This window comes from Rhizobium alarense (genome assembly GCF_021555155.1).
GTDB classification, from domain to species: Bacteria; Pseudomonadota; Alphaproteobacteria; order Rhizobiales; family Rhizobiaceae; genus Rhizobium_D; species Rhizobium_D alarense.
Map to the genome: position 1 here is coordinate 1 of NZ_JAKGBU010000093.1, position 20,758 is coordinate 20,758.

At 65.6% G+C, this 20,758-nt stretch carries 15 protein-coding genes; 9 read left to right on the top strand and 6 right to left on the bottom strand.

The window, feature by feature from the left end; all coding sequences use genetic code 11:
- Positions 1-435 precede the first annotated feature (435 nt).
- The 6 genes from LXM94_RS21960 (at position 436) to LXM94_RS21985 (ending at position 9,168) form a co-directional block, all read left to right on the top strand.
- Positions 436-2,520 carry a hydantoinase/oxoprolinase family protein gene (locus LXM94_RS21960; protein WP_235773611.1) on the top strand — a complete coding sequence of 695 codons (2,085 nt, stop codon included), beginning with the start codon at positions 436-438 and terminating at the stop codon, positions 2,518-2,520.
- Positions 2,521-2,531: 11 nt separating this feature from the next.
- Positions 2,532-4,190, top strand: a complete 1,659-nt coding sequence (locus tag LXM94_RS21965) for a hydantoinase B/oxoprolinase family protein (RefSeq protein WP_235773612.1) — start codon at positions 2,532-2,534, stop codon at positions 4,188-4,190.
- Positions 4,187-5,398: a pyridoxal phosphate-dependent aminotransferase gene (locus tag LXM94_RS21970; RefSeq protein WP_235773613.1), complete on the top strand. Its 1,212-nt coding sequence runs from the start codon at positions 4,187-4,189 to the stop codon at positions 5,396-5,398. The genes LXM94_RS21965 and LXM94_RS21970 overlap by 4 nt, the downstream gene beginning before the upstream one ends.
- An 11-nt stretch (positions 5,399-5,409) precedes the next feature.
- Positions 5,410-6,216, top strand: a complete 807-nt coding sequence (locus tag LXM94_RS21975; protein WP_235773614.1) for an NAD-dependent epimerase/dehydratase family protein — start codon at positions 5,410-5,412, stop codon at positions 6,214-6,216.
- On the top strand, positions 6,216-7,409 hold the full coding sequence (locus LXM94_RS21980) for an NAD(P)/FAD-dependent oxidoreductase (RefSeq protein ID WP_235773615.1): 1,194 nt from the start codon (positions 6,216-6,218) through the stop codon (positions 7,407-7,409). Before LXM94_RS21975 ends, LXM94_RS21980 begins: the two co-directional genes overlap by 1 nt.
- 73 nt (positions 7,410-7,482) lie before the next feature.
- A complete protein-coding gene (locus LXM94_RS21985) occupies positions 7,483-9,168 on the top strand; it encodes a thiamine pyrophosphate-binding protein (protein WP_235773616.1) in 1,686 nt (561 codons plus the stop codon).
- Positions 9,169-9,189: 21 nt separating this feature from the next.
- On the opposite strand, the gene LXM94_RS21990 is transcribed toward LXM94_RS21985, so the two are convergent.
- On the bottom strand, positions 9,190-9,921 hold the full coding sequence (locus LXM94_RS21990) for a FadR/GntR family transcriptional regulator (RefSeq protein ID WP_235773617.1): 732 nt from the start codon (positions 9,919-9,921) through the stop codon (positions 9,190-9,192).
- Positions 9,922-9,956: 35 nt separating this feature from the next.
- Positions 9,957-13,025: a D-2-hydroxyglutarate dehydrogenase YdiJ gene (ydiJ, locus tag LXM94_RS21995; RefSeq protein WP_235773618.1), complete on the bottom strand. Its 3,069-nt coding sequence runs from the start codon at positions 13,023-13,025 to the stop codon at positions 9,957-9,959.
- A gap of 98 nt (positions 13,026-13,123) precedes the next feature.
- Here ydiJ and LXM94_RS22000 point away from each other — a divergent pair, with 98 nt between their 5' ends.
- Genes LXM94_RS22000 through LXM94_RS22010 form a run of 3 tightly spaced genes read left to right on the top strand, consistent with a single transcriptional unit; the run spans position 13,124 to position 14,822 of the window.
- On the top strand, positions 13,124-13,873 hold the full coding sequence (locus LXM94_RS22000; protein ID WP_235773619.1) for an SDR family NAD(P)-dependent oxidoreductase: 750 nt from the start codon (positions 13,124-13,126) through the stop codon (positions 13,871-13,873).
- The gene (locus LXM94_RS22005) at positions 13,866-14,609 is read left to right on the top strand and encodes an SDR family oxidoreductase (protein ID WP_235773620.1); all 744 of its coding nucleotides are present in this window, start codon (positions 13,866-13,868) and stop codon (positions 14,607-14,609) included. Before LXM94_RS22000 ends, LXM94_RS22005 begins: the two co-directional genes overlap by 8 nt.
- A gap of 21 nt (positions 14,610-14,630) precedes the next feature.
- Complete coding sequence (locus LXM94_RS22010; protein WP_235773621.1) at positions 14,631-14,822, top strand: hypothetical protein; 192 nt, start codon at positions 14,631-14,633, stop codon at positions 14,820-14,822.
- 253 nt (positions 14,823-15,075) lie between these two features.
- Here the strand turns inward: LXM94_RS22010 and LXM94_RS22015 are convergent, their stop codons facing one another.
- From LXM94_RS22015 to LXM94_RS22030, 4 genes are all read right to left on the bottom strand, one after another.
- Positions 15,076-15,978 carry a homocysteine S-methyltransferase family protein gene (locus LXM94_RS22015; RefSeq protein WP_235773622.1) on the bottom strand — a complete coding sequence of 301 codons (903 nt, stop codon included), beginning with the start codon at positions 15,976-15,978 and terminating at the stop codon, positions 15,076-15,078.
- Between the two features lie 162 nt (positions 15,979-16,140).
- Positions 16,141-16,515 carry a hypothetical protein gene (locus LXM94_RS22020; protein ID WP_235773623.1) on the bottom strand — a complete coding sequence of 125 codons (375 nt, stop codon included), beginning with the start codon at positions 16,513-16,515 and terminating at the stop codon, positions 16,141-16,143.
- A 191-nt stretch (positions 16,516-16,706) separates the two neighbouring features.
- Entirely contained in the window at positions 16,707-19,364 is a 2,658-nt protein-coding gene (locus LXM94_RS22025; protein ID WP_235773625.1) for a bifunctional diguanylate cyclase/phosphodiesterase, read from the bottom strand.
- Between the two features lie 146 nt (positions 19,365-19,510).
- Positions 19,511-20,563 carry a dipeptidase gene (locus LXM94_RS22030; protein WP_235773624.1) on the bottom strand — a complete coding sequence of 351 codons (1,053 nt, stop codon included), beginning with the start codon at positions 20,561-20,563 and terminating at the stop codon, positions 19,511-19,513.
- Between the last annotated feature and the right edge of the window lie 195 nt (positions 20,564-20,758).

The following is a 20,758-nucleotide window of genomic DNA, read 5'->3' on the forward strand; positions in this document are numbered from 1 at the left end:
TCCCCAATGAACTTGGCGATGAGTGTCAATAACAGGCGCTACGAACGACAACTATTTATCTTTGGATATAAGCAGCCCGAACGACTTCCGAGTCGCCCGGCTCACTCCCCGCATTGGCGAGCGCGTTGCCGACCCGATCAAGGCGTTGCTGCTGGCTCGTGAACTGGCGATCGAGGGAACCGAAGCCGGTTATCTGGCGCTTGTGACTTTTCAGGCCGGATGGCGGCCGGCGCCGTGTCTGGATCGCGACGGAATTTGCGCCGCGGTCCGGCGTCGGTTTAGTTGACACATGTATGATAAGTGATATATTTATAGCCCATCGAATGGAAATCTTGCTTCGGCGCGCCGGGCGTGGAAACCTGATGTGCCAGAGGTTCGGCCGGCGGCGACCGGGTGGGACTCGACGCCGAAAGGCGCGTGAATGTGGGGAACGACATGGTGAGCAATGCGCCGCGGAACTGCCGGGTGGGCGTCGATATCGGCGGGACCTTTACGGATATCGCCCTCGATCTGGATGGTGTGCTCCATTCGACAAAGGTGCTGACCGATTATGCCGCCCCGGAGCGGGCCATCCTGCAGGGGCTCGCCTCCGTGGCCGAAATGGCGGGCATTGCGCTTTCCGAGATCAGCCTTCTGATCCACGGCACGACGCTCGCCACGAACGCGCTGATCGAGCGGCGGGGCGCCAAGACCGCCTTCGTCACTACGGAAGGTTTTCGCGACACATTGGAAATGCGCACGGAAAACCGCTTCGAGCAGTATGATCTCAACATCGTCCTGCCACCGGCGCTGATCGCCCGCGCCGACCGCTTCACGGTGCGCGAGCGTATGAATGCCGCCGGCAAGGTGCTGCTGGCACTCGACGACGCCTCCGTCGATGCGGCCGTCTCGGCCGTTGCGGCGGGCGGTTATGAGAGCGTCGCCATCGGCTTCATCCACGCCTACGCGAACGGTGCGCACGAAGCTGCCGTGCGCGACGCCATCCTGAAGCGCCTGCCGCATGTCTCCGTGTCGATTTCATCCGAAGTCTCGCCGCAGATGCGCGAATTCGAGCGTTTCAACACGGTCTGCGCCAACGCCTATGTAAAGCCGGCGATCAAGTCCTATCTCGGCCGCCTCGTCGTGTCGCTGAAGGAGATCGGCGTTCGTTGTCCGGTCTTCATGATCCATTCCGGCGGCGGCATCGTCTCGGTCGAAAGCGCCTCGGAATTCCCGGTCCGCCTCGTCGAATCCGGCCCGGCCGGCGGCGCGATCTTTGCGGCCGATATTGCGCGGCGCCACGGGCTCGACACGGTGCTCTCCTTCGATATGGGCGGCACGACGGCAAAGATTTGCCTGATCGAAGGGCAGGTGCCGAAGACCGCCAAGACCTTCGAGGTCGCGCGCACCTACCGCTTCCGCAAGGGCTCCGGCATGCCGATCTCCATTCCGGTGGTCGAGATGGTGGAAATCGGCGCAGGAGGAGGTTCGATCGCCTCGGTCGACGGCCTGCGCCAGATTCGCGTCGGCCCGCATTCGGCCGCCTCCGAGCCGGGCCCCGCCTGCTACCAGCGCGGCGGCAGGCAGCCGACGGTGACCGACGCCGACCTCATCCTCGGCAAGCTCGATCCCGACAACTTCGCCGGCGGCGCCATCCGGCTTTCGGTCGAGGCCAGCCGCCAGGCGATGGCCGGTGATATCGGCACGGTGATCGGCCTCGATCCGGATGGCGCCGCCTATGGCACCTGCGAGATGGTGGACGAGAACATGGCCAATGCCGGCCGCGTTCACACCGTGGAGAACGGCAAGAACATTGCCGATTTCACCATGATCACCTTCGGCGGCGCCGGTCCGCTGCATGCCGCGCGGCTCTGCGAGAAGATGGGCATTTCCACCTTCCTCGTGCCGCCGGGGGCCGGCGTCGGCTCGGCCATCGGCTTCCTGCGTGCACCCTTCGGGTATGAATCCGTGCGCAGCGCCGTCTTCAACCTCTCCGATTTCGACTTTGCCCAGGCCAACAGGCTGGTTGACGCCATGCAGGCGGAGGCCCTCGGCTTCGTCGAAGGCGGGCTCGATAGCGGTTCGCCGGTCATCGAGCGCACGCTGTTCATGCGGTACGCGGGGCAGGGCTGGGACATTCCCGTGCCGCTCGACGCGGAAAAGTTCGATGCCGGCAGCGCCCGGAAGCTCGCTGCGCGGTTCGACACGGAATATGAGCGCTTCTTCGGCCGCGCCATCGAAGGCCTCGACATCGAGATCGTCAGCTGGTCGGTCAAGGCGAGCTCGCCGCTGCCGCCGGTCGACCGCGTCGCGGCGGTCGGAGAGGGGAGCGCCGTTGCGCCTGCCAAGACCCGCCGCCTGTTCGAGGCCTCACAGGGCGCTTTCCTGGAGGCCGGCATCCATGAGCGCTGCGGCCTGGAGCCCGGCGACGTGGTGAAAGGCCCTGCGGTCATCGTCGAGCGTGAAACCTCCACCATGCTCACCGCCGCCTTCAAGGCCATCGTGCAGAATGACGGCTGCCTGCTCGTCACCCGGCTGTAAGGACAGAACCCATGAACCAGTCGATGATCGATATCCATATGCAGGTGATGTGGAACCGCCTGATCTCCGTGGTGGAAGAACAGGCGCAGACGCTGATCCGCACCGCCTTCTCCACCTCGGTGCGCGAAGCCGGCGACCTCTCCGCCGGCGTCTTCGATCTTGAAGGCCGCATGCTGGCCCAGGCCGTCACCGGTACGCCGGGCCATGTCAACGCCATGGCCGAGTCCGTCGCCCACTTCATCCGCGATATCGGCCCGGAGAACATCTTCGAGGGCGACGTCTACATCACCAACGATCCGTGGAAGGGGACCGGCCACCTGCACGACATCACCGTGGTCACGCCCTCCTTCCACCATGGCAAGCTGGTCGGCTATTTCGCCTCCACCGCCCATGTGGTGGATGTCGGCGGCCGAGGCTTCGGACCCGATGCGCGCGAAGTCTATGAAGAAGGCATCTTCATCCCGATCATGAAGTTCTTCGAGCGCGGCGAACTGAACCGCACGCTCATCCATATCGTGCACAACAATGTGCGCGAGAGCGACAAGGTGGTCGGCGACTTCCATGCGCTCGCCGCCTGCAACGAGACCGGCCACCGCCGCCTCATCGACATGCTGACAGAATTCAACCTCGAAGACCTCTCGATGATCGGCGGCTTCATCCTCAAGCACAGCCGCGAGGCGACGCTGGAGCGATTGAAGCACCTGCCGCATGGCAGCTGGTCCTACAGCCTCGACCTCGATGGCTATGACGAGCCGGTGCATCTTGCAGCGACGCTCACCATCGGCCCCGATGGCGTGCTGGTCGATTTCGACGGCACCTCGGGCATGAGCAAGTTCGGTATCAACGTGCCGCTCGTCTATGCCAAGGCCTATGCCTGCTATGGCGTCAAATGCGTCGTCGCGCCTGATATTCCGAACAATGCCGCCTCGCTCGCGCCGTTCGACGTTGCGGCGCCGGAAGGCTGCATCCTGAACGCGAAGCGCCCGGCGCCGGTCGCCGTCCGCCACGTGCTCGGCCATTTCGTGCCCGACCTTGTGCTTGGCGCATTGCACCAGGCACTGCCCGGCCAGGTGCCGGCGGAAGGGGCGAGCGCGCTCTGGAACCTGCATATGAGCGTGCGCCCGATCTCCAACCAGATCGGCGGCAAGGGCGCGGAAATCCTGATGTTCAATTCCGGCGGCTCCGGCGCGCGCGCTTTGCTCGACGGCCTCAATGCGACGGCCTTCCCGAGCGGCGTGCACACCATGCCCATCGAGGCGACGGAGAATGTCGGCCCGGTCATCGTCTGGCGCAAGGAACTGCGTGAAGGTTCGGGCGGTGCCGGTGCGCAGCGCGGCGGTCTCGGCCAGATGATCGAGATCGAGGCGGCCGAGGGCTATTCCTTCCGCTTCTCCGCCATGTTCGACCGCCTCAACCATCCCGCCCGCGGCCGCGACGGCGGCCTTGACGGCGCGCCGGGCAGCGTGGCGCTCGATGACGGCACGGCGCTCAAGGGCAAGGGCCTGCAATTCGTGCCCGAGGGCCGGCGCCTCGTGCTCTCGCTGCCCGGTGGCGGCGGTTACGGCAATCCGGCCGAACGCCCGGCCGATGCCGTCGCCCATGACGTCAAGCACGGCTACATCACCGGCGAACAGGCCGCGCTTTACGGCAAGGCGGGAGAAAAGGCATGAACATGATCGCATTCGAGAGCCGCAGGGCTGCCACCATCAGGTCCTCTCCCTCCATGGCCGTTTCCATGGCCGCCAGGGCCATGCGGGCGAAGGGCGAGCATGTCGTCGACCTCTCGCTCGGCGAGCCGGATTTCGATACTCCCGCCCATATCGTCGCGGCGGCCGTCGGCGCGATGACACGCGGCATAACGCGCTACACTGCGCCCGATGGCCTTCCGGAGCTGCGCGAGGCGATCGTCCAGAAATTCAAGCGCGAGAACGGCCTCGACTATGCCATGGACGAGATCTCCATCGGCAGCGGCGCCAAGCAGATACTGTTCAACGCTTTTCTCGGCACGCTGGAACCCGGTGACGAGGTCGTGGTGCCGGCGCCCTACTGGGTTTCCTACACGGACATCGTGACCCTGCATGGTGGCGTGCCCGTCATCGTGCCCTGCGGCGTCGAGGATGCGTTCAAGATCACGCCGGAGCGGCTGCAAGCGGCGATCACGCCGAAGACCCGCTGGTTCCTCTTCAACTCGCCCTCCAATCCGACAGGCGCGATCTATGGCGCCGACGAGCTGAAGGCGCTCGGAGAGGTGCTGGCGCACCATCCGCGCGTCGCCATCATGTCGGATGAGATCTACGAGCATATCGTCTGCGCCGACGTGCCCTTCACCTCCTTCGCCAATGCCTGTCCGCATCTGCGCGACCGGACCCTCCTCGTCAACGGCGTCTCCAAGGCCTATGCCATGACCGGCTGGCGGCTCGGCTATGCGGCGGGGCCGAAGGATCTGACCAGGGTGCTGAACAAGATGCAGTCGCAGAGCACCACCTGCCCGTCGTCGATCACCCAGGTTGCCGCCGCGGCGGCGCTGAGCGGCCCGCAGGATTTCGTCGCGACGGCGGTTGCCGAATACAGGGCGCGGGGCGCGCTGGTCGCCACGGGCTTCGGCGCCATTCCCGGCATCGAGGTGCGCGCGCCGGAAGGCGCCTTCTATCTCTTCCCGAAATGCGCTCCCTATATCGGCAAGGCGGCGCCTGACGGTACCGTCATCGCCAACGACACGGCGCTCGCCTCCTATCTCCTGACGGAAGGCAAGGTCGCGACGGTGCCCGGGGCCGCCTTCGGCGTCGAACCCTATATCCGCCTCTCCTTCGCGACTTCCCGCGACAATCTCATGCTGGCCATCGACCGCATCGCCGATGCGCTGGCCCGGCTTCGCTGACGAGGAAACTCATGTCCCATTTCCAAAAGGTTCTTCTGACGGGTGCCGCCGGCGGTGTCGGAACTGCGCTGCGCCAGTCCGGCACGCGGCTCGGCAGGATCGTGCGCCTCTCCGACCGCAAGCCTTGCGAGAATCTCGCCGCACACGAGGAGGATTTCCCGCTCGAGCTTGCCGATTTCGATGCGGTTTCGGACGCCGTGAAGGGGTGCGACGCCATCGTGCATCTTGGTGGCCAGCCGCTTGAGGCCGCGTGGAAGACGATTCTCGATAGCAATATTTCGGGCGGCTACAACATCTACGAGGCTGCGCGCCGGCACGGCGTCAGGCGCATCGTCTATGCCAGCTCCGTGCACGCCATCGGCTATTACGAGCGCACCGAGACGATCGACGGCACCGTGCCGACCAGGCCGGACAGTCTCTACGGCGTCTCGAAGACCTTCGTCGAAAATCTCGGCCGCTACTATTTCGACAAGTTCGGCATCGAGACCGTCTCCATCCGCATCGGCTCGTGTTTCCCGGAGCCGACCGACCGCCGCCATCTCATCACGTGGCTCTCGTATCGCGATTGCCGCCAGCTCGTCGAAAAGTGCCTTTCGGCGGAGCGCGTCGGCTTCATGGTCGCCTACGGCATGTCGAACAACAGCCGCGCCTTCTGGGATAACCGCACGGCCGCCTCGCTGGGTTACAAGCCGGAAGACAGCGCCGACGACTATGCGGGCACGGTTTTTGCGAAGACGAAGCAGGGCGATCCGAATGACCCGGCCGTGCGCTTCCAGGGCGGCAGTTTCACGGCCGCCGGTCATTTCGAGGACAAGTAATGCCGGCTTCGAAAACATCCTATGACGTCGTCATCGTCGGCGGTGCTGTGGTCGGCAGCGCTGCGGCCTATTTCCTGGCGACCAATCCCGACTTCACCGGTTCGGTGCTGGTGATCGAGAAGGACTGGACCTACCAGCGCTCGGCGACGGCGCTCTCCTCCAGCTCCATCCGCCACCAGTTCTCCAATGCGATCAACGTGCAGGTCTCGCAGTTCGGTACCGAATTCATTCGCAACTTCAAGGAAAACGTCGCCGTCGACGACGACACGCCGGAAATCGGCTTTCACGAGAACGGCTATCTCTTTCTCGCCGGTGACGAGCGCGGGGCGGATGTGCTTCGCCGCAATCACGAGACGCAGGTTGCCTGTGGCGCGGACGTTTCGCTGCTCGATCCGGAAGGGTTGGGCAGGCGCTTCCCGTGGCTGAACACGGAAGGGCTGACGCTCGGCAGCAAGGGCGAACGCGGTGAGGGCTGGTTCGACAGCGTTGGCCTCCTGCAGGGGTTTCGCAAGAAGGCGCGTTCGCTCGGCGTGGAATACATCGAAGACGAGGTCGTCGCGATAAACTGCGAGGGTGACCGCGTCGTCTCGGTGGCGGTCAAGGGCGGGCAGACGATTGCCTGCGGCTCGCTGGTCAATACGTCCGGTACCAACGGCAAGAATATGGCGCGCCTGGCGGGCCTCGACATTCCCGTCGAACCGCGCCGCCGTTCACTCTTCGTGGTCGATTGCCGCGAGCCGCTCGGCCCCGGCGTTGGCCTCACCATCGATCCGACTGGCGTCTTCTTCCGCCCGGAAGGCAAGTTCTACCTGATGGGCACCTATCCGAAGCACGATCCGGAGGTTGATCCGAACGATTTTGCCGTCATGCACGACGAGTTCGAGGAAGAAATCTGGCCAACGATGGCAGAGCGTGTGCCGGCCTTCGAGGCGATCAAGGTCGTCAACAGCTGGGCCGGACACTATGACTATTGCACGCTCGACCACAATGTCATCCTCGGACCGCATATGCAGGTGAGAAACTTCCTCTTTGCGAACGGTTTCTCTGGCCACGGCCTGCAGCAGTCGCCGGCCATGGGGCGCGGCCTTTCTGAACTGATCACCTATGGCGGCTTCCGCACGCTCGACCTTTCGCCCTTCGGTTATGAGCGCGTCGCCGCAAACCGGCCCTTCCTTGAGGACGCGGTGATCTAAAGCAATTCCAGCAAAAGCGGGCAGCGGTCTTGCGTCCGGAATGCGCAAGCATCAAGGCCCTCGGGAGACGAACATGGCAACCGAATACAAGACCCGCCGCGGCGGCCAGGTTCTGGTCGACGCCCTGAGAATTCATGGCGTCGAACGGGTGTTCGGCGTGCCGGGAGAGAGTTATCTCGCCGCGCTCGATGCCTTCCACGACGTGGAGGATGAGATCGAATTCGTCATCTGCCGGCAGGAGGGCGGAGCGGCCTATATGGCGGAAGCCTATGGCAAGCTCACCGGCAAGCCGGGTATCTGCTTCGTCACCCGCGGGCCGGGCGCCACCAATGCGTCGGTCGGCGTGCACACGGCCTTCCAGGATTCGACGCCGATGATTTTGTTCATCGGCCAGGTGGCCCGCGACCAGATGGAGCGCGAGGCCTTCCAGGAAATCGACTATCGCCGCATGTTTGGCCAGATGGCGAAATGGGTGGTGGAGATCGAGGATGCGGCGCGCATTCCCGAACTCGTCAGTCAGGCCTTCCACCGCGCCGTCAATGGTCGGCCGGGGCCGGTGGTGGTGGCGCTGCCGGAGGACATGCTGGCCGACATGGTCGCGGTCGCCGATACACCGGCCTACAAACGCGTCGAAACCTATGCCGGTCAGCCGCAGCTCGATGAACTGCAGGCGCTTCTGGCAAAGGCCAAGCGCCCGATCGTCGTAGCCGGCGGTGGCGGTTGGACGCAGCAGGCGGTGGCGGATCTGCGCGCCTTCTCGGACACCTTCTCGTTGCCCGTCGCCGCATCCTTCCGCTGCCAGGATCTCTTCGACAACCACCACGAGAACTATGCCGGCGACCTGGGCCTTGCGGCCGGTCCGAAGCTGATCCAGCACATGAAGGATTGCGACCTTTTGATCTCGCTGGGCGCCCGTCTCGGCGAAATGACGACCGGTGCCTATACGCTGATCGACATTCCCGTGCCGAAACAAACGCTGGTTCACATCCATCCGGGGGCGGAAGAACTCGGCCGCGTCTACCACGCGACGTTGCCGATCAATGCCAGCGTCGCCGGTTTCCTGTCGCAGGCGGCAACGTTGAAGCCGGCCGTGGCGCCCGCCTGGACGGAGTGGACGAAGACGGCGCATGCCGACTACCTGGAGAATATCAAACATCCGCAGGTTCCGGGCCCGGTGCAGATGGGCGACGTGATGGCGTGGCTGCGCGGTCACCTGCCGGCTGATGCGATCCTCACGACGGGGGCTGGCAACTACTCCGCCTGGGCGCACCGCTTCTATCAGTATCGCACCTTCCGGACCCAGCTCGGGCCGACCAACGGCTCCATGGGATACGGCGTGCCGGCGGCAATCGCCGCAAAGATCACGGCGCCGGAGCGCGCGGTGGTGGCATTTGCCGGCGACGGCTGCTTCCTGATGAACGGGCAGGAACTGGCGACGGCGATGCAATATGACGCCCGCGTCGTCTTCCTCGTCATCAACAACGGCATGTACGGCACGATCCGCATGCACCAGGAGCGCAGTTATCCCGGCCGCGTTTCCGGCACGAGGCTCACCAATCCGGATTTTGCCGCGCTTGCCCGGTCCTATGGCCTGCATGGCGAGACAGTGGAGAAGACCGGCGAGTTCGCCGATGCCTTCCGCCGCTCGGAAGCCTCCGGCAGGCCGGCACTGATCGAGATCCGAATCGATCCGGAAGCGCTGACGCCGAAGATGAGCCTGACGCAGATCCGCGAGCAGGCGATTGCGGCCGGGAAATAGACCGTAGGGGACGGTGGTGCGTTACTCCTCCGCCTCGCTGCCCGCAGGCTCGTCCAGCATCGCGCGATAACGGTTGAGGCTTTCCTCCAGATGCGCGACCAGCGCCTGCTTGGCGGCCTTCGGATCACCCTGCGTGATCGCCGCCAGGATGGCGGCGTGCTCCTTGTTGATCTTCTTCAGATAGGCATTGTAGGAGCGGCCTGACTGGCGGTGCTTCAGCACGAGATCGAAATTGATCTCGCCCATTACGGCCTCCAGAAAGCTCGGAAAATGCGGGTTTCGCGTTGCCTTGGCGATGGCCAGATGGAACTCGAAATCGGCACGGGCCTCGATCTCGGCGTCGTTCGTGTCGAGGTTTTCTATATAATCGAAGGCGCGGGCGATTTCGGCGAGCGCTTCGGGCGTGCGGCGCTGGGCGGCGAGCGCGACGGACTGTATTTCCACGCCGAGACGCAGTTCCAGTATCTGCATGGCCGAGCGGATGTCGTCTATGCGGCTGATCTCGAAATTCAGCGTTTTGGCATCCTTTTCCGTGACATAGACACCGGAGCCCTGCCGGGCGATGACGCGGCCGGCCACCTTCAGCGACGTGAGGGCCTCGCGGATGACCGTACGGGAGACGCCGAATTCCTCGCAGAGCTGCGCGCTTGACGGGATCTTCTCGCCGGGCGCATAAAGTCCGGAGTCCATGCGTTCGACGAGTTTGGCGACGACGATTTCCGCGAGATTGCCGCGCTGCGTTATGATCGACATGCCCGTCAGCTCCCCGCCCCACAAGTTTGCATTTATCACATATCATACATGGTTGGTTTCTCCAATGGCGGGACCGCGCCCTCGGAAAGAAGCTCCCGAACAATCTGAAGCGGATGCGGAATGCTTCGCCCCGACATCAGTTTCACTTGCGAGCGGCAAGAATAGCCCGTCGCCATCGTGACGTCGCCCGCCGGCGCTTCGGCAAGTGCCCGCTGCCAGCTCATCGCGTAGAGCTTTTCCGAAAGCGCGCGATTGCGCACCTCATGGCCGAACGTGCCCGCCATTCCGCAGCAGCCGGTTTCGACGGATTTCAGCTCGACGCCCAGTTTCGCAAAGACGGCAACCCATTGGCTGACGGCGGCGGGGGCGTTGGTGCGTTCGGTGCAGTGGGCCATCAGCAGATGGCGCTGCCCCTTGCCGGTGGCGGGCGAGGGGAGGCGATCCAGCAGGGAGGCCAGCCATTCCTGGGGCAGGAGAATACGGGCGCGCATCCGCGTGCCGGCATATTCGCCCCGATAGGTGAGTGTCATCGACGGGTCGATGCCGACCAGGGGGATGCCCGCCTCGGCCAGCCGGTCGAGACGACCGGCGGTGCGCTGTGCTGTCCTTTCGAAGGTGCGGAGATAGCCGTGCACATGCAGCGCCTTGCCGTTGGCCAGCGGCGGTGCGATGAAGGTGCGAAGCCCCAGCCGGACCGCGACGTCGACAGCGTCAAGCAGCACCTGCGGGTCGAAATGTTCGGTGAAGGCGTCGGGCACGAATATCACCGCATCGGCCCTTTCCCCGCCGCTCAAGTCCGCCAGTGCCTGTGGCGTGGCGACGGCAATACCGCGACGGATGAGGTCGCGTCGAAGTGACAATCGGGGCAGGGCAGGGAGCGCCGTCAGGCCCGCGCGCCGCATCACCGCCCGGCCGATCGCGGAGCCGACAAAGAGATTGTAGAGCGGCCGCATCCGGAGCATCAGCGGCAGCATCGTCTCGATGGTGGCGACGACCGGATCCTTCAGCGGCCGCAGGTAGCGCCCGTAATAGAGTTCAAGGAACTTTGCGCGGAAGGCCGGTACACTGACCTTGACCGGACACTGGCCGGCGCAGGCCTTGCAGGCGAGGCAGGTATCCATCGCCGCGCGCACCTCGTGGGAGAAGTCGTCACGGTTGGCGCGGTTCAGTGAGTTCCACACGCGGCGTGGGAGCCGGAGGACCGCCGGGGCGCGGCGCTGGCGCGCGGCCTCCCGGCGCGGGTCGACGCCCTTTTCGGCGAGCCGGCGCAGCCATTCGCGCATCAGCGAAGCGCGACCCTTCGGCGAAAAGCGCCGGTCGAGCGTCGCCTTGTAGGAAGGACACATCAGCCCGTCCGTGTCGAAATCGAAACAGGCGCCATTGCCGTTGCAATAGGCGGCATTGTCGAAGGCGGCGCGGATCTCGTTGCCAATCACGCGATCGAGCACGCCGCGCAGGGGGATGTCGTCGATCTTCGGGAGGACACGAGCGGCAGGCGCGACGATCTTGCCGGGATTGAGCTGGCCGAGCGGGTCGAAGACCTGCTTGATTTCCTGAAGCCGCGGATAGAGCGGGCCGAAGAACTCGGGCACATATTCCGAGCGCATGCCTTTGCCGTGCTCGCCCCAGAGCACGCCGCCATATTTGCGTGTCAGCGCCACGACGGCATCGCTGATCCGACGGACGAGCGCGGCGTGCTCGGGACGGGTCATATCCAGTGCAGGGCGCACATGCAGCACGCCGGCGTCGACATGGCCGAACATGCCGTAGGAAAGCCCCTCCCTGTCGAGCAGGTCGCGGAATTCGCGGATATAGGCGGCGAGATTTTCCGGCGGCACGGCGGTATCCTCGACGAAGGCGACGGGTCGCGTCGGGCCGTCCACATTGCCGAGCAGGCCGACGGCGCGCTTGCGCATCGTCCAGACGGCCTCGATCTCGGCCTTGCCGTGGACGGTCGTAAAGCCCTTGCGCCCGGCAAAGGGATTTCGCTCAAGCGCGGCCGTCACCGCCGAGAGCTTCACCGCCAGCTCTTCCGGCGTTTCGGCCAGTACTTCGGCAATGTTGATGCCGTTGGCCGGTCCGTCCGCGTCGTCGGGGAAGAAGGGCGCGATGCGCGACCAGATGATGTCGCCCTTGGCAAGCCGCAGCACCGCCTCGTCGATCGTTTCAACCGACGCGACGTTCAGCGCCACGAGGTTGCGTGCGTCTTCGAGAGCGGCGTTGAAATTGTCGTAGCGGATATTGACGAGCGCCGCGTGCGCGGGAAGGGGCAGGAGGTTGAGCTCCGCCTCCGCGATCATCGCCAGCGTGCCCTCCGAGCCGCAAAGCACGGCGTTGAGATCAAAACGCCGATCCGCGCGCTGCAGATGGGCGAGATCGTAGCCGGTCATGAAGCGGTTGAGTTTCGGAAAAACCCGTTCGATCTCCGCTCGGTCGTCGGTGGCAATGCGGGCGAGGGTGCGGTAGATCTCGCCGATCCGGTCTCGCCGCGCCTGGAGAGCCCGCAGGTCCTCTTCGCGCACCGGGCGGGAGAGGAAGTCGGTACCATCCGTCAGCACGATACGCAGGCCGAGCACATGGTCGCTCGTCTTGCCGTAGAGGCAGGAGCCCTGGCCGCAGGCATCGGTGGAGATCATGCCGCCGATCGTCGCCCGGTTCGAGGTGGAGAGTTCCGGGGCGAAGAACAGGCCGTGCGGCGCCAGCGCCTTGTTCAGCTGGTCCTTGACGACGCCCGCTTCCACCCGCGCGATGCGGCGCACGGGGTCGATCTCGATGATCCGGTTCATATGGCGCGAGCAATCGACGACGATGCCGGTCGTCAGCGATTGGCCGTTGGTGCCTGTGCCGCCGCCGCGCGGAGCAATGGCGACGCCTGCAAATTCAGGGCGGGCGAGGGCCTTGGCGACGCGCTTGAGGTCGTGGATGTTCTTCGGGAAGACGATGCTGGCCGGCTCGACCTGGTAGATGGAATTGTCGGTGGCAAAAACGGTGCGATCCGCCGCCGACGTGGCGATATCGCCTTCGAAACCCGCGCCGGTCAGATGGTGCAGGAAATCCGCGCTGGGCGAGGGCGTGCGCGGCTCGGCGCTGAGGCGGGGGATCATGGGCGTGGTCCAAAAAACGGCTTGCGCTTCATTGAAGTTGGCATATAAGTGATAACATACCAATACAGCCACGCAACCCGAAATCGCGAGGTAGGAACGTGAAGAACCAGTCTGTTGTCATTGTCGGCGGCGCTTCGGGCCTTGGTCTCGTAACCGCCAAGCTGATGATCGCCCAGGGCGCGACGAAAATCGGTCTCATCGACCGCAATGAGGCATTGCTCGCGTCGTCTGCGGCGGACCTCGAAGCGCTCGGAGCGGAGGTCGCGACGGCGGGTGCCGATATTTCCCGCGCCGAGACGGCCCATGCCGGGTTCGAGGCGGTCGCCGCCAGGCTCGGCCGCATTCACACTTTGGTCAACAGCGCGGCGATCTATCCGCGAAAGCCGATCCTCGAAATCACCGACGAGGACTGGGACCTCGAGAACGCCATCAACGTCAAGGGCACCTATCACATGATGGTGGCGGCCGTGCGCCACATGCGCCAGTTTGTGAACGCACCGGAAGTAACGGGACGCATCGTCAACGTCACCTCCGTCGATGCCTTCAAGGCGCATCCACAGAATGCTCATTATGCCGCAACGAAGGCCGCAGTGGTGAGCCTGACCAAATCCTTCGCCCAGGAATGTGCTGCGGACCAGATCCTCGTGAACTCTGTGGCCCCGGCCGGCTTTGCCACCGATCGCGCCAAGGAACTCGGCTTCCTGCCGGAACTTGCCAGGGCGAGCGCGCTCGGCCGCGCCGCGGAGCCTGCCGAAATGGCCGAATGGATCGTCATGATGGCGTCGAGTCGCAACACCTATGCGACCGGCGAGAATGTCGTCATCAGCGGGGGCTACATCTATGTCTGATGCCTATCGCGTCGCCGTGATCACCGGCGCCACCAGCGGCATCGGCAAGGCCATCGTGCCGACGCTGCGTGCCCGGGGGCTCGCTGTCTATGCCGTCGGCCGCAACGCCGCGCAGCTTGCCGCACTCGCCGAGGCGACCGGGGCGATCCCTGTAGAGGCGGATGTGCGCGATACGGCGCGCATCGCCGAGGCGCTCGAGGGCGTCGAGGTCGACGTTCTCGTCAACAATGCCGGCATCCTCTCGAGCCGCGCCGCCTTCCAGGACATCGATCCGGCCGAGATCGACGCGATGATCGACGTCAATCTCAAGGCGCCGCTGCATCTGACGCGCGCCGTCCTGCCGGGCATGGTGGCGCGCAAGCGTGGCCACTTGATCTATATCGGCTCCAGCGGCGGCCAGGCGCCCTATCCGAACATGGGTGCCTACGGCGCCTCCAAGGCCGGTCTCAGCCTTTTTTGCGACAACCTGCGTTGCGATTTGCTCGGCACGTCCGTCCGTGTCAGCGAGATTGTGCCCGGCCGTGTCCAGACCGACCTCTACCGCACGTCCATTGCCAACGACCAGGCGCAGGCGGTGCTCTATGACGGCTACCGTCCGATCCAGCCCGAACACATCGCCCGCATTGTCAACGACGTGATTGCGCTCCCTGTTTATGTGGACGTCGCCCGCGTCGAGGTTTTCCCGACCGATCAGGCAACGGGCGGCGGTACGATGGTGAAGTTCGAGGCGCCGTGATTTCCGGTTGGAGGCAGAGCGATGAGCGACAAGGTTGATAACGAAGCGGGCCGGCCGGATCTCATCCGCAACTATCGTCCCGTTGCGATCCGCTCCGTCGTTGCGGCCCACGCAATGATCCCGAAGCATCGTCCGGATACGCATTCCGAACCGTCGGTATCCGACATGGGCTTCGCCCTTCCCGCAGGTTTCCACCTTCCTCCGGAGGATTGAATTTTGATATCGGCGGCAAAGGCGCAACGCGGCTTCATCGGCACGGGCCTTCTGGCCGGCGAGGGATCCGCGCCGGATATCGTCGTTTCGCCCCGCGCTATGGCAACAGCGGCGCGGCTTGCAGCATTTCGGTCCTTTCGTGAGGACAATGCCGGTTGTTATAAATAGCCGGGCACGGTGATTATGCTGCGGGCCCGCCAAATTTCCTGCATCCATCGCGATTGGAAGCGACGCCCGCGTGTCCCGACGCCGATCACGCTCCCCGAAGTCTGTTCGCCAGCGCATGGATATGGGCGGCGCCGATGCCACAGCAGCCGCCGATGAGCGTGGCGCCTGCGTCGGCCCAGTCGCAGGCGAAGGCGGCGTAGCGCTCGGCGTCGAGGTCGGCCCGGGTGTCATGCAGGGTCTCGTTGGCGGCGCCGTCGTCCTCGGGTTCGAAGGCATTGGCGTAGACGCCGATCGCGACCGGGGCGCCGCGCGTCCGGAAGACCGCGGCGGTCACGTCGACCGCGGGCCGCATCACCTCCGGGCGGCTGCAGTTGAAGAGCAGGGCGGCCGCGCCCGAGGTCGACGCCCATTCGGCTGCCGCCGTCACCGTTTCGCCGGAGCGGAGCCGGGGGATGCCGTCCTCGGCGCCGTCGCCGTCGGCGAGCGTGAAGGAGATCCAGAAGGGTTTGCCGGTCTTCTCCGTCGCCACCCTCACGGCCTCGCCCTCGGCGATCAGGCTCAGTGTCTCGCCGAGCCACAGGTCGACGAAGGGCGCGAGTTCCCTAACAAGGACCGACAGATAGTCCTGCACGCGATCCGGCTCGAAGCGCTCAGGTTCGTAGGAGCCGAAGATCGGCGGAAGCGAGCCTGCGACCGAAACCGGGCGGCCGGCGGCGTCGGCGGCGCTGCGGGCAAGCGCGCCGGAGAGGCGGACGAGCGACGGGCCGTCGTCCCGGAAGCGCTGCTCGCCGATGTGGAACGGCACGAGCGCATAGCTGTTCGTCGTGATGACGTCGGCACCTGCCGCGATGAAATCCGCGTGGACGCGACCGACGATCTCCGGCGTTTCGATGAGCGCCAGCGCCGACCATTCCGGCTGCCGCAATTTCGCGCCGAGGCGCATCAGTTCGCGGCTCATGCCGCCGTCGAGAATGATCGTCCTGTCCATGCCACTGTCACCCTATGAAGAAGATCGTCGCGGCATCACGCGCCTGTCGGCGGAGAACCGTCAACAGGGTGCCGGCGGAAATGGAGCGATTGGCGTCCATTGCCTGTGGAAAGACCGGGTTCGGCTGCCGCCGCAATCGCTCGATATCGGCGCAGGTCGGTATCAGCCGGTCCGGTTGCCCGAGCGTTTCTTCCGCGCGGGGGCAGCGACGGTCCCCGTCGGGGTCTGCCCGACGACGATCGGCGGCAGGCCTTCGAGGGTGGCCAGCCGGTTCGCAGCTTCGATGACGAGGTCGGCCCAGCGGTCCTGCAGCCGTTCGGCGTGCTCGACGAGGGGTTTCTTCGCTGTTGCGGTCCGCATCGTGTCGACGAAGGTGTCGAAAGCCTGGGCCCCGTGCTCCATGATGCGGCAGAGATGTTCGGCCTCGCCCGCCGACAGTTCGGCGCGCGCGAGGATGCGGGCGAGCTGTTCGCCCGCGAGGTCCGCAATGCGTTCGTGCCTGTCGAGTTGGGTGCGCCAGCGCGCGGGAGTGATCATACTGTTACGACGTGCCGGCCTAGCCGATCCTGCTCTTGCAATTCCTGTCGCAGGTTTAGTCCTGCTGTCTGCCGATCTCAACGAAAAAGATCGGCGATTTCATGTGCCTACCCCTGTTTGCAGCGCAACCGCCCGTAGCGGCATGCGTGTCGGGGCGCGGGACGTCCCGCGAACCCCCGCCGACGGAAGGCTCACGCCGAGGCGCGGCTGCGCGCCGAAAGCCAGCTGCGCGCCGTCGCGAAGGCGAGGAACGCGTCGGCCGGCATCGGCCGGGCAAAGGCGTAGCCCTGCAGGATGTGGCACCCGATGTCGCGCAGCATGTCGGCGTGCTCCGGCGTCTCGACGCCTTCCGCGACGATCTCGATGCCGCGGGCGCGGCCGATGTCGACGATGGAGCGGACAAGGCGCTGCTGGCTTAGCGAATCGAGGATCGGCATGACGAGCCGCCGGTCGATCTTGAGCCGGCGGGGCGACAGTTCCAGCAGGCTGACGATCGAGGCGTGGCCGGTACCGAAGTCGTCGATCTCGACGTCGATGCCGAGGCGCTTGATTTCCTCGATCGACTGGCGCAGCCGGTCGTCGGCGCTGTCGAAGGAGATGGATTCCAGGAGTTCGAAGGAGACGGTTCCCGGGCGGATGGCGAGGCCGCGCAGCGTGTCGATCAGCCGCTCGTCCCTGAGGCGCTGGCCGGAGACATTGACCGACACTCGCGGAATGGCAAGGCCGTGTGCCTGCCAGCGCGTGAACTGCAGAAGTGCCTGCCGCAGCACCGCGTCGTCGATCGCGGGCACGACGTTGAGGCTTTCGGCGACAGCGAGGAAGGCGTCGGGGGCAAGCAGGCCGCGCTCGGGATGGTGCCAGCGCGCAAGCGCCTCGACGCCGACGATCTCGCGCGTCGCCGCATCGAACTGCGGATGGAAGAAGGCATCGAATTCGCCGCGCTCCAGGCCGCGCAGCATCTCGTCGCTGAGCTTCTTCGTCTGGATGGAGGTGTGGCGGAGCGTCTCGTTGAAGAACTCGACCCGGTTGCGCCCGTGGCGCTTCGCCTCGTAAAGGGCGAGATCGGCATCGATGAGCAACTGCTCGGCCGCCTCCCGGCCGTCCGCGCGGGCGGCGACCCCGACACTCGCCCCGACGCGACACTCGTGTCCCTCGATCAGCATCGGTCGGCTGACCTCGGCAACGATCCGCCCGGCAAGCTCGACGAAATGCGCGACCGGCCGGTCGGCGACCGACAGGACGACGAACTCGTCGCCGCCGATGCGGGCCACGAAGTCGTCGCCGACCACGGCCCGCAGCGCGACCGCGGTGCGCCTCAGGATGGTGTCGCCGGCCGCGTGGCCGAGCGTGTCGTTGATTTCCTTGAAGCGGTCGAGGTCGAGATGAAGCAGCGTCAGCGGCGCCTCGCCGCCGTTCAGCACGGCGAGGCGTTCATCGAGGTAACGGCGGTTCGGAAGGCCGGTCAACGCGTCGTGCAGGGCGTTGTGCTCCATCGTGCGGCGGGCGTCCTCCAGCGCGATGTTCTGCCTCTCCGCCCGGCTCTTGGCCTCGCGCAGTTCGTCCTGAAGGCGCACGTCGTCGGTCACGTTCCAGTTGGCGCCGATGACGCGCTTGGCGCCCGAGGCGCAGCGATAGGTCATGCCGTGCGCGCGGATATGGCGGATGCCGCCATCGGCGTCGATGACACGGAATTCGGTGATGTAAGGCTGCTCTGCCTCGACTGATTCCGCGAAGATCCGCTCGGCTTCCGCCAGGTCGTCGGGGTGGAGCGCGCCGCGCCAGTCCGCATAGGTGCAGACGGTCCTGCTCGCCGGGATGCCGTAGAGCCGGCGCATGCGGTCGTCCCAGATGAGCGCGCCGCTGTCGGTGTGGTATTCCCAGACGCCGATCTTGGAGATGTCGAGGGCGAGTTCGAGGCGCTGGGAGAGCGTCTGCAACTGGTCCTCGCGCTGCTGGAGCGCCGCGATGTGACGCTGGCGCTCGCGCATCAGGCGACCGACCCAGAATATGGGGGTGACGATCGCCAGGCCGAGCAGCAGGAGCAACGCGCGGAAGCGCCAGCGGATGCCGGCGTCCTGCTGCCAGCCGTCCTTCGGCATGCCGGCGATGATCCAGCGCTCGTCGCCAAGGTCCACGACCATGCGCACAGGCTCTTCCAGAAAAATCCGCGTGTCCCCGAAGAACGTATCGATCGAGCGGCCGTTCTCGTCGGCGCTTGCGAGCGCGACGCTGATCGAGAGCGCCGGGTCGGCAAGGCCGCTGTTCTCGATCAGTTTTTCGAGGTCGATGACGGCCGAGGCGATGCCCCAGAACCGCTTGCCGCCATCCGCGGCGTCGTTGAAGACCGGATAGCGGGCGATCAGGCCGCGCCCGCCCTGCACCAAGTTGACCGGGCCGGTCAGGACGAGCTTGCCGGTGTCACGGACGCGCAGCGCCGCTGCCCGCTGGGCCACGTTCTTGCGGTAGTCGAGGCCGATCGTCTTTTCGTTGCCGGCAAGCGGATAGACCATGCTGACGACCAGGCCGGGCGCGAGCGCGAGGTTGCGCAGTTGCGTGTCGTCGTCGAAGGTGCGGCTGGCAAGCTGCTCGAAGCGCTTCTGGGACATGCCTGGCTCGGTCGACAGCGTGGCGATCAGCCCCTGCACCCGCTTGACGTCACCGCGAATGTTGCCCTCGAGGCGCGAGCGCAGAAGGCCGAGCTGGCGCGTCGTATGCGAGCGCAGGTATTCCTCGTCCAGATTGCCGCGCTGGATGTCGGCCAAAACGCCCGCAAGGCTGACCGCGATGGTCGCGGCGACCGCAGGCAGATAATGATGCCTGGCGCGGAGCCTCGCGACGAGGTCCCGCATCCGTGTCCTGATCTCGTCCAATAATGTCGTCCACCCGCTCGGCGCGCCCGCCCGTTCCACATCCTCTTTGGGCGCGTGAGATAGGATCGTGCCTGACGGACCTTAACATTTCGCTGTCTGGCCGGAGGCGGCTGGCCGACCCGGCCTCAGCCCTCGTGCCAGGCGGAGGCGAGCACGCGCAGCCAGTTCTCCCGGCAGATCTTGGCGAGGTCGCCGTCACCGTAGCCGGCCTTGCGCAAGGCGCCGACGAGCGCCTGGTTGCCGGCCGCGTCCCGGATGGCGGAGGGGATGGCGGCGCCGTCGAAGTCCGAGCCGAGCGCCACGCAGTCGATGCCCATGCGGGCGACGAGGTGATCGATGTGGCGCACCATGTCGGAGAGCGGCGTGGCCGCACTTTCCTGGCCGTCCGGGCGCAGCATCGGGGTCGCATAGTTGAGGCCCACGAGCCCCTTGCTCTCGCGGATCGCGTCGAGCTGCCGATCGGTAAGATTGCGGGCGACGGGCGTCAGCGCATGGGCGTTCGAGTGGCTGGCGACCAGCGGCTGGTCGGTCGTTCGGGCGACGTCCCAGAAGCCCCGTTCGGTGATGTGGGCGAGGTCGACGAGGATGCCGAGGCGGTTGCAGGCGCGGATGAGGGCGAAGCCCGCCTCGGTAAGGCCGGGGCCGCTGTCCGGCGTGCTCGGATAGGCGAAGGGTACACCGTGGCCGAAGGCGTTGTTGCGGCTCCACACGGGACCGAGCGAGCGCAGGCCTGCCGCATGGAAGGTCTCGAGTGCGTCGAGATCGGGATCGATCGCCTCGCATCCTTCCATGTGCAGCACGGCGGCGAAGGCACCGGCGGCCATGGTCTCCCGGACCTCCGTCGTCGAGCGGCAGAGCCGCCAGGCACCGGCGCGGTGGAGACGCAGCGCGATCGCCGCCACTTTCAGCGCCACGTCGAGCGCGGGCAGGCGCTCCAGCGGCTCGGCGAGCGGCGTCGCATAGTGGCCGTTCTCGTCAGGGGTGCGAAAACCGAAATCGGAGGAAGGCACATAGATGGCGCAAAGGCCGCCGGCCAGGCCGCCGCGCCTGGCCCGCGCCAGGTCGATATGGCCCTCGTCGGTGCCGTTCACGAACTCGGCGACGGGGTCGACGCCCCGTTCCGAGCTGTGCAGGAGCCGCAGCAGCACGTCGTTGTGGCCGTCGAATACCTGTTCCATGCGGTCCGCAGTTCCTCAATCGTGTCGGCGATCCGGTGCGGCGGACGCCGGCGGAATCGATCGGGACGGATCGTAAGCGGTCTGATTCACGATCGGCAAGAGCGAGAAGTCGCGGTCACAGGGCTATCGCATTTGGGCGATGACGGTTTTTGCGAATTCGTCGGACCACCCTGACCGCTTTCTTTTTCGTCGGAT

What these genes read in the sequence shown, in the direction of transcription:
- LXM94_RS21965 (WP_235773612.1), top strand. Translation starts at nt 2,532, where the DNA reads ATGAACCAGTCGATGATCGATATCCATATGCAGGTGATGTGGAACCGC.
- LXM94_RS22030 (WP_235773624.1), bottom strand. Translation starts at nt 20,563, where the DNA reads ATGGAACAGGTATTCGACGGCCACAACGACGTGCTGCTGCGGCTCCTG.
- LXM94_RS22005 (WP_235773620.1), top strand. Translation starts at nt 13,866, where the DNA reads ATGTCTGATGCCTATCGCGTCGCCGTGATCACCGGCGCCACCAGCGGC.
- LXM94_RS21975 (WP_235773614.1), top strand. Translation starts at nt 5,410, where the DNA reads ATGTCCCATTTCCAAAAGGTTCTTCTGACGGGTGCCGCCGGCGGTGTC.
- LXM94_RS21980 (WP_235773615.1), top strand. Translation starts at nt 6,216, where the DNA reads ATGCCGGCTTCGAAAACATCCTATGACGTCGTCATCGTCGGCGGTGCT.
- LXM94_RS21960 (WP_235773611.1), top strand. Translation starts at nt 436, where the DNA reads ATGGTGAGCAATGCGCCGCGGAACTGCCGGGTGGGCGTCGATATCGGC.
- LXM94_RS22020 (WP_235773623.1), bottom strand. Translation starts at nt 16,515, where the DNA reads ATGATCACTCCCGCGCGCTGGCGCACCCAACTCGACAGGCACGAACGC.
- LXM94_RS22010 (WP_235773621.1), top strand. Translation starts at nt 14,631, where the DNA reads ATGAGCGACAAGGTTGATAACGAAGCGGGCCGGCCGGATCTCATCCGC.
- LXM94_RS22025 (WP_235773625.1), bottom strand. Translation starts at nt 19,364, where the DNA reads ATGCGGGACCTCGTCGCGAGGCTCCGCGCCAGGCATCATTATCTGCCT.
- LXM94_RS21990 (WP_235773617.1), bottom strand. Translation starts at nt 9,921, where the DNA reads ATGTCGATCATAACGCAGCGCGGCAATCTCGCGGAAATCGTCGTCGCC.
- LXM94_RS22015 (WP_235773622.1), bottom strand. Translation starts at nt 15,978, where the DNA reads ATGGACAGGACGATCATTCTCGACGGCGGCATGAGCCGCGAACTGATG.
- ydiJ (WP_235773618.1), bottom strand. Translation starts at nt 13,025, where the DNA reads ATGATCCCCCGCCTCAGCGCCGAGCCGCGCACGCCCTCGCCCAGCGCG.
- LXM94_RS21970 (WP_235773613.1), top strand. Translation starts at nt 4,187, where the DNA reads ATGAACATGATCGCATTCGAGAGCCGCAGGGCTGCCACCATCAGGTCC.
- LXM94_RS21985 (WP_235773616.1), top strand. Translation starts at nt 7,483, where the DNA reads ATGGCAACCGAATACAAGACCCGCCGCGGCGGCCAGGTTCTGGTCGAC.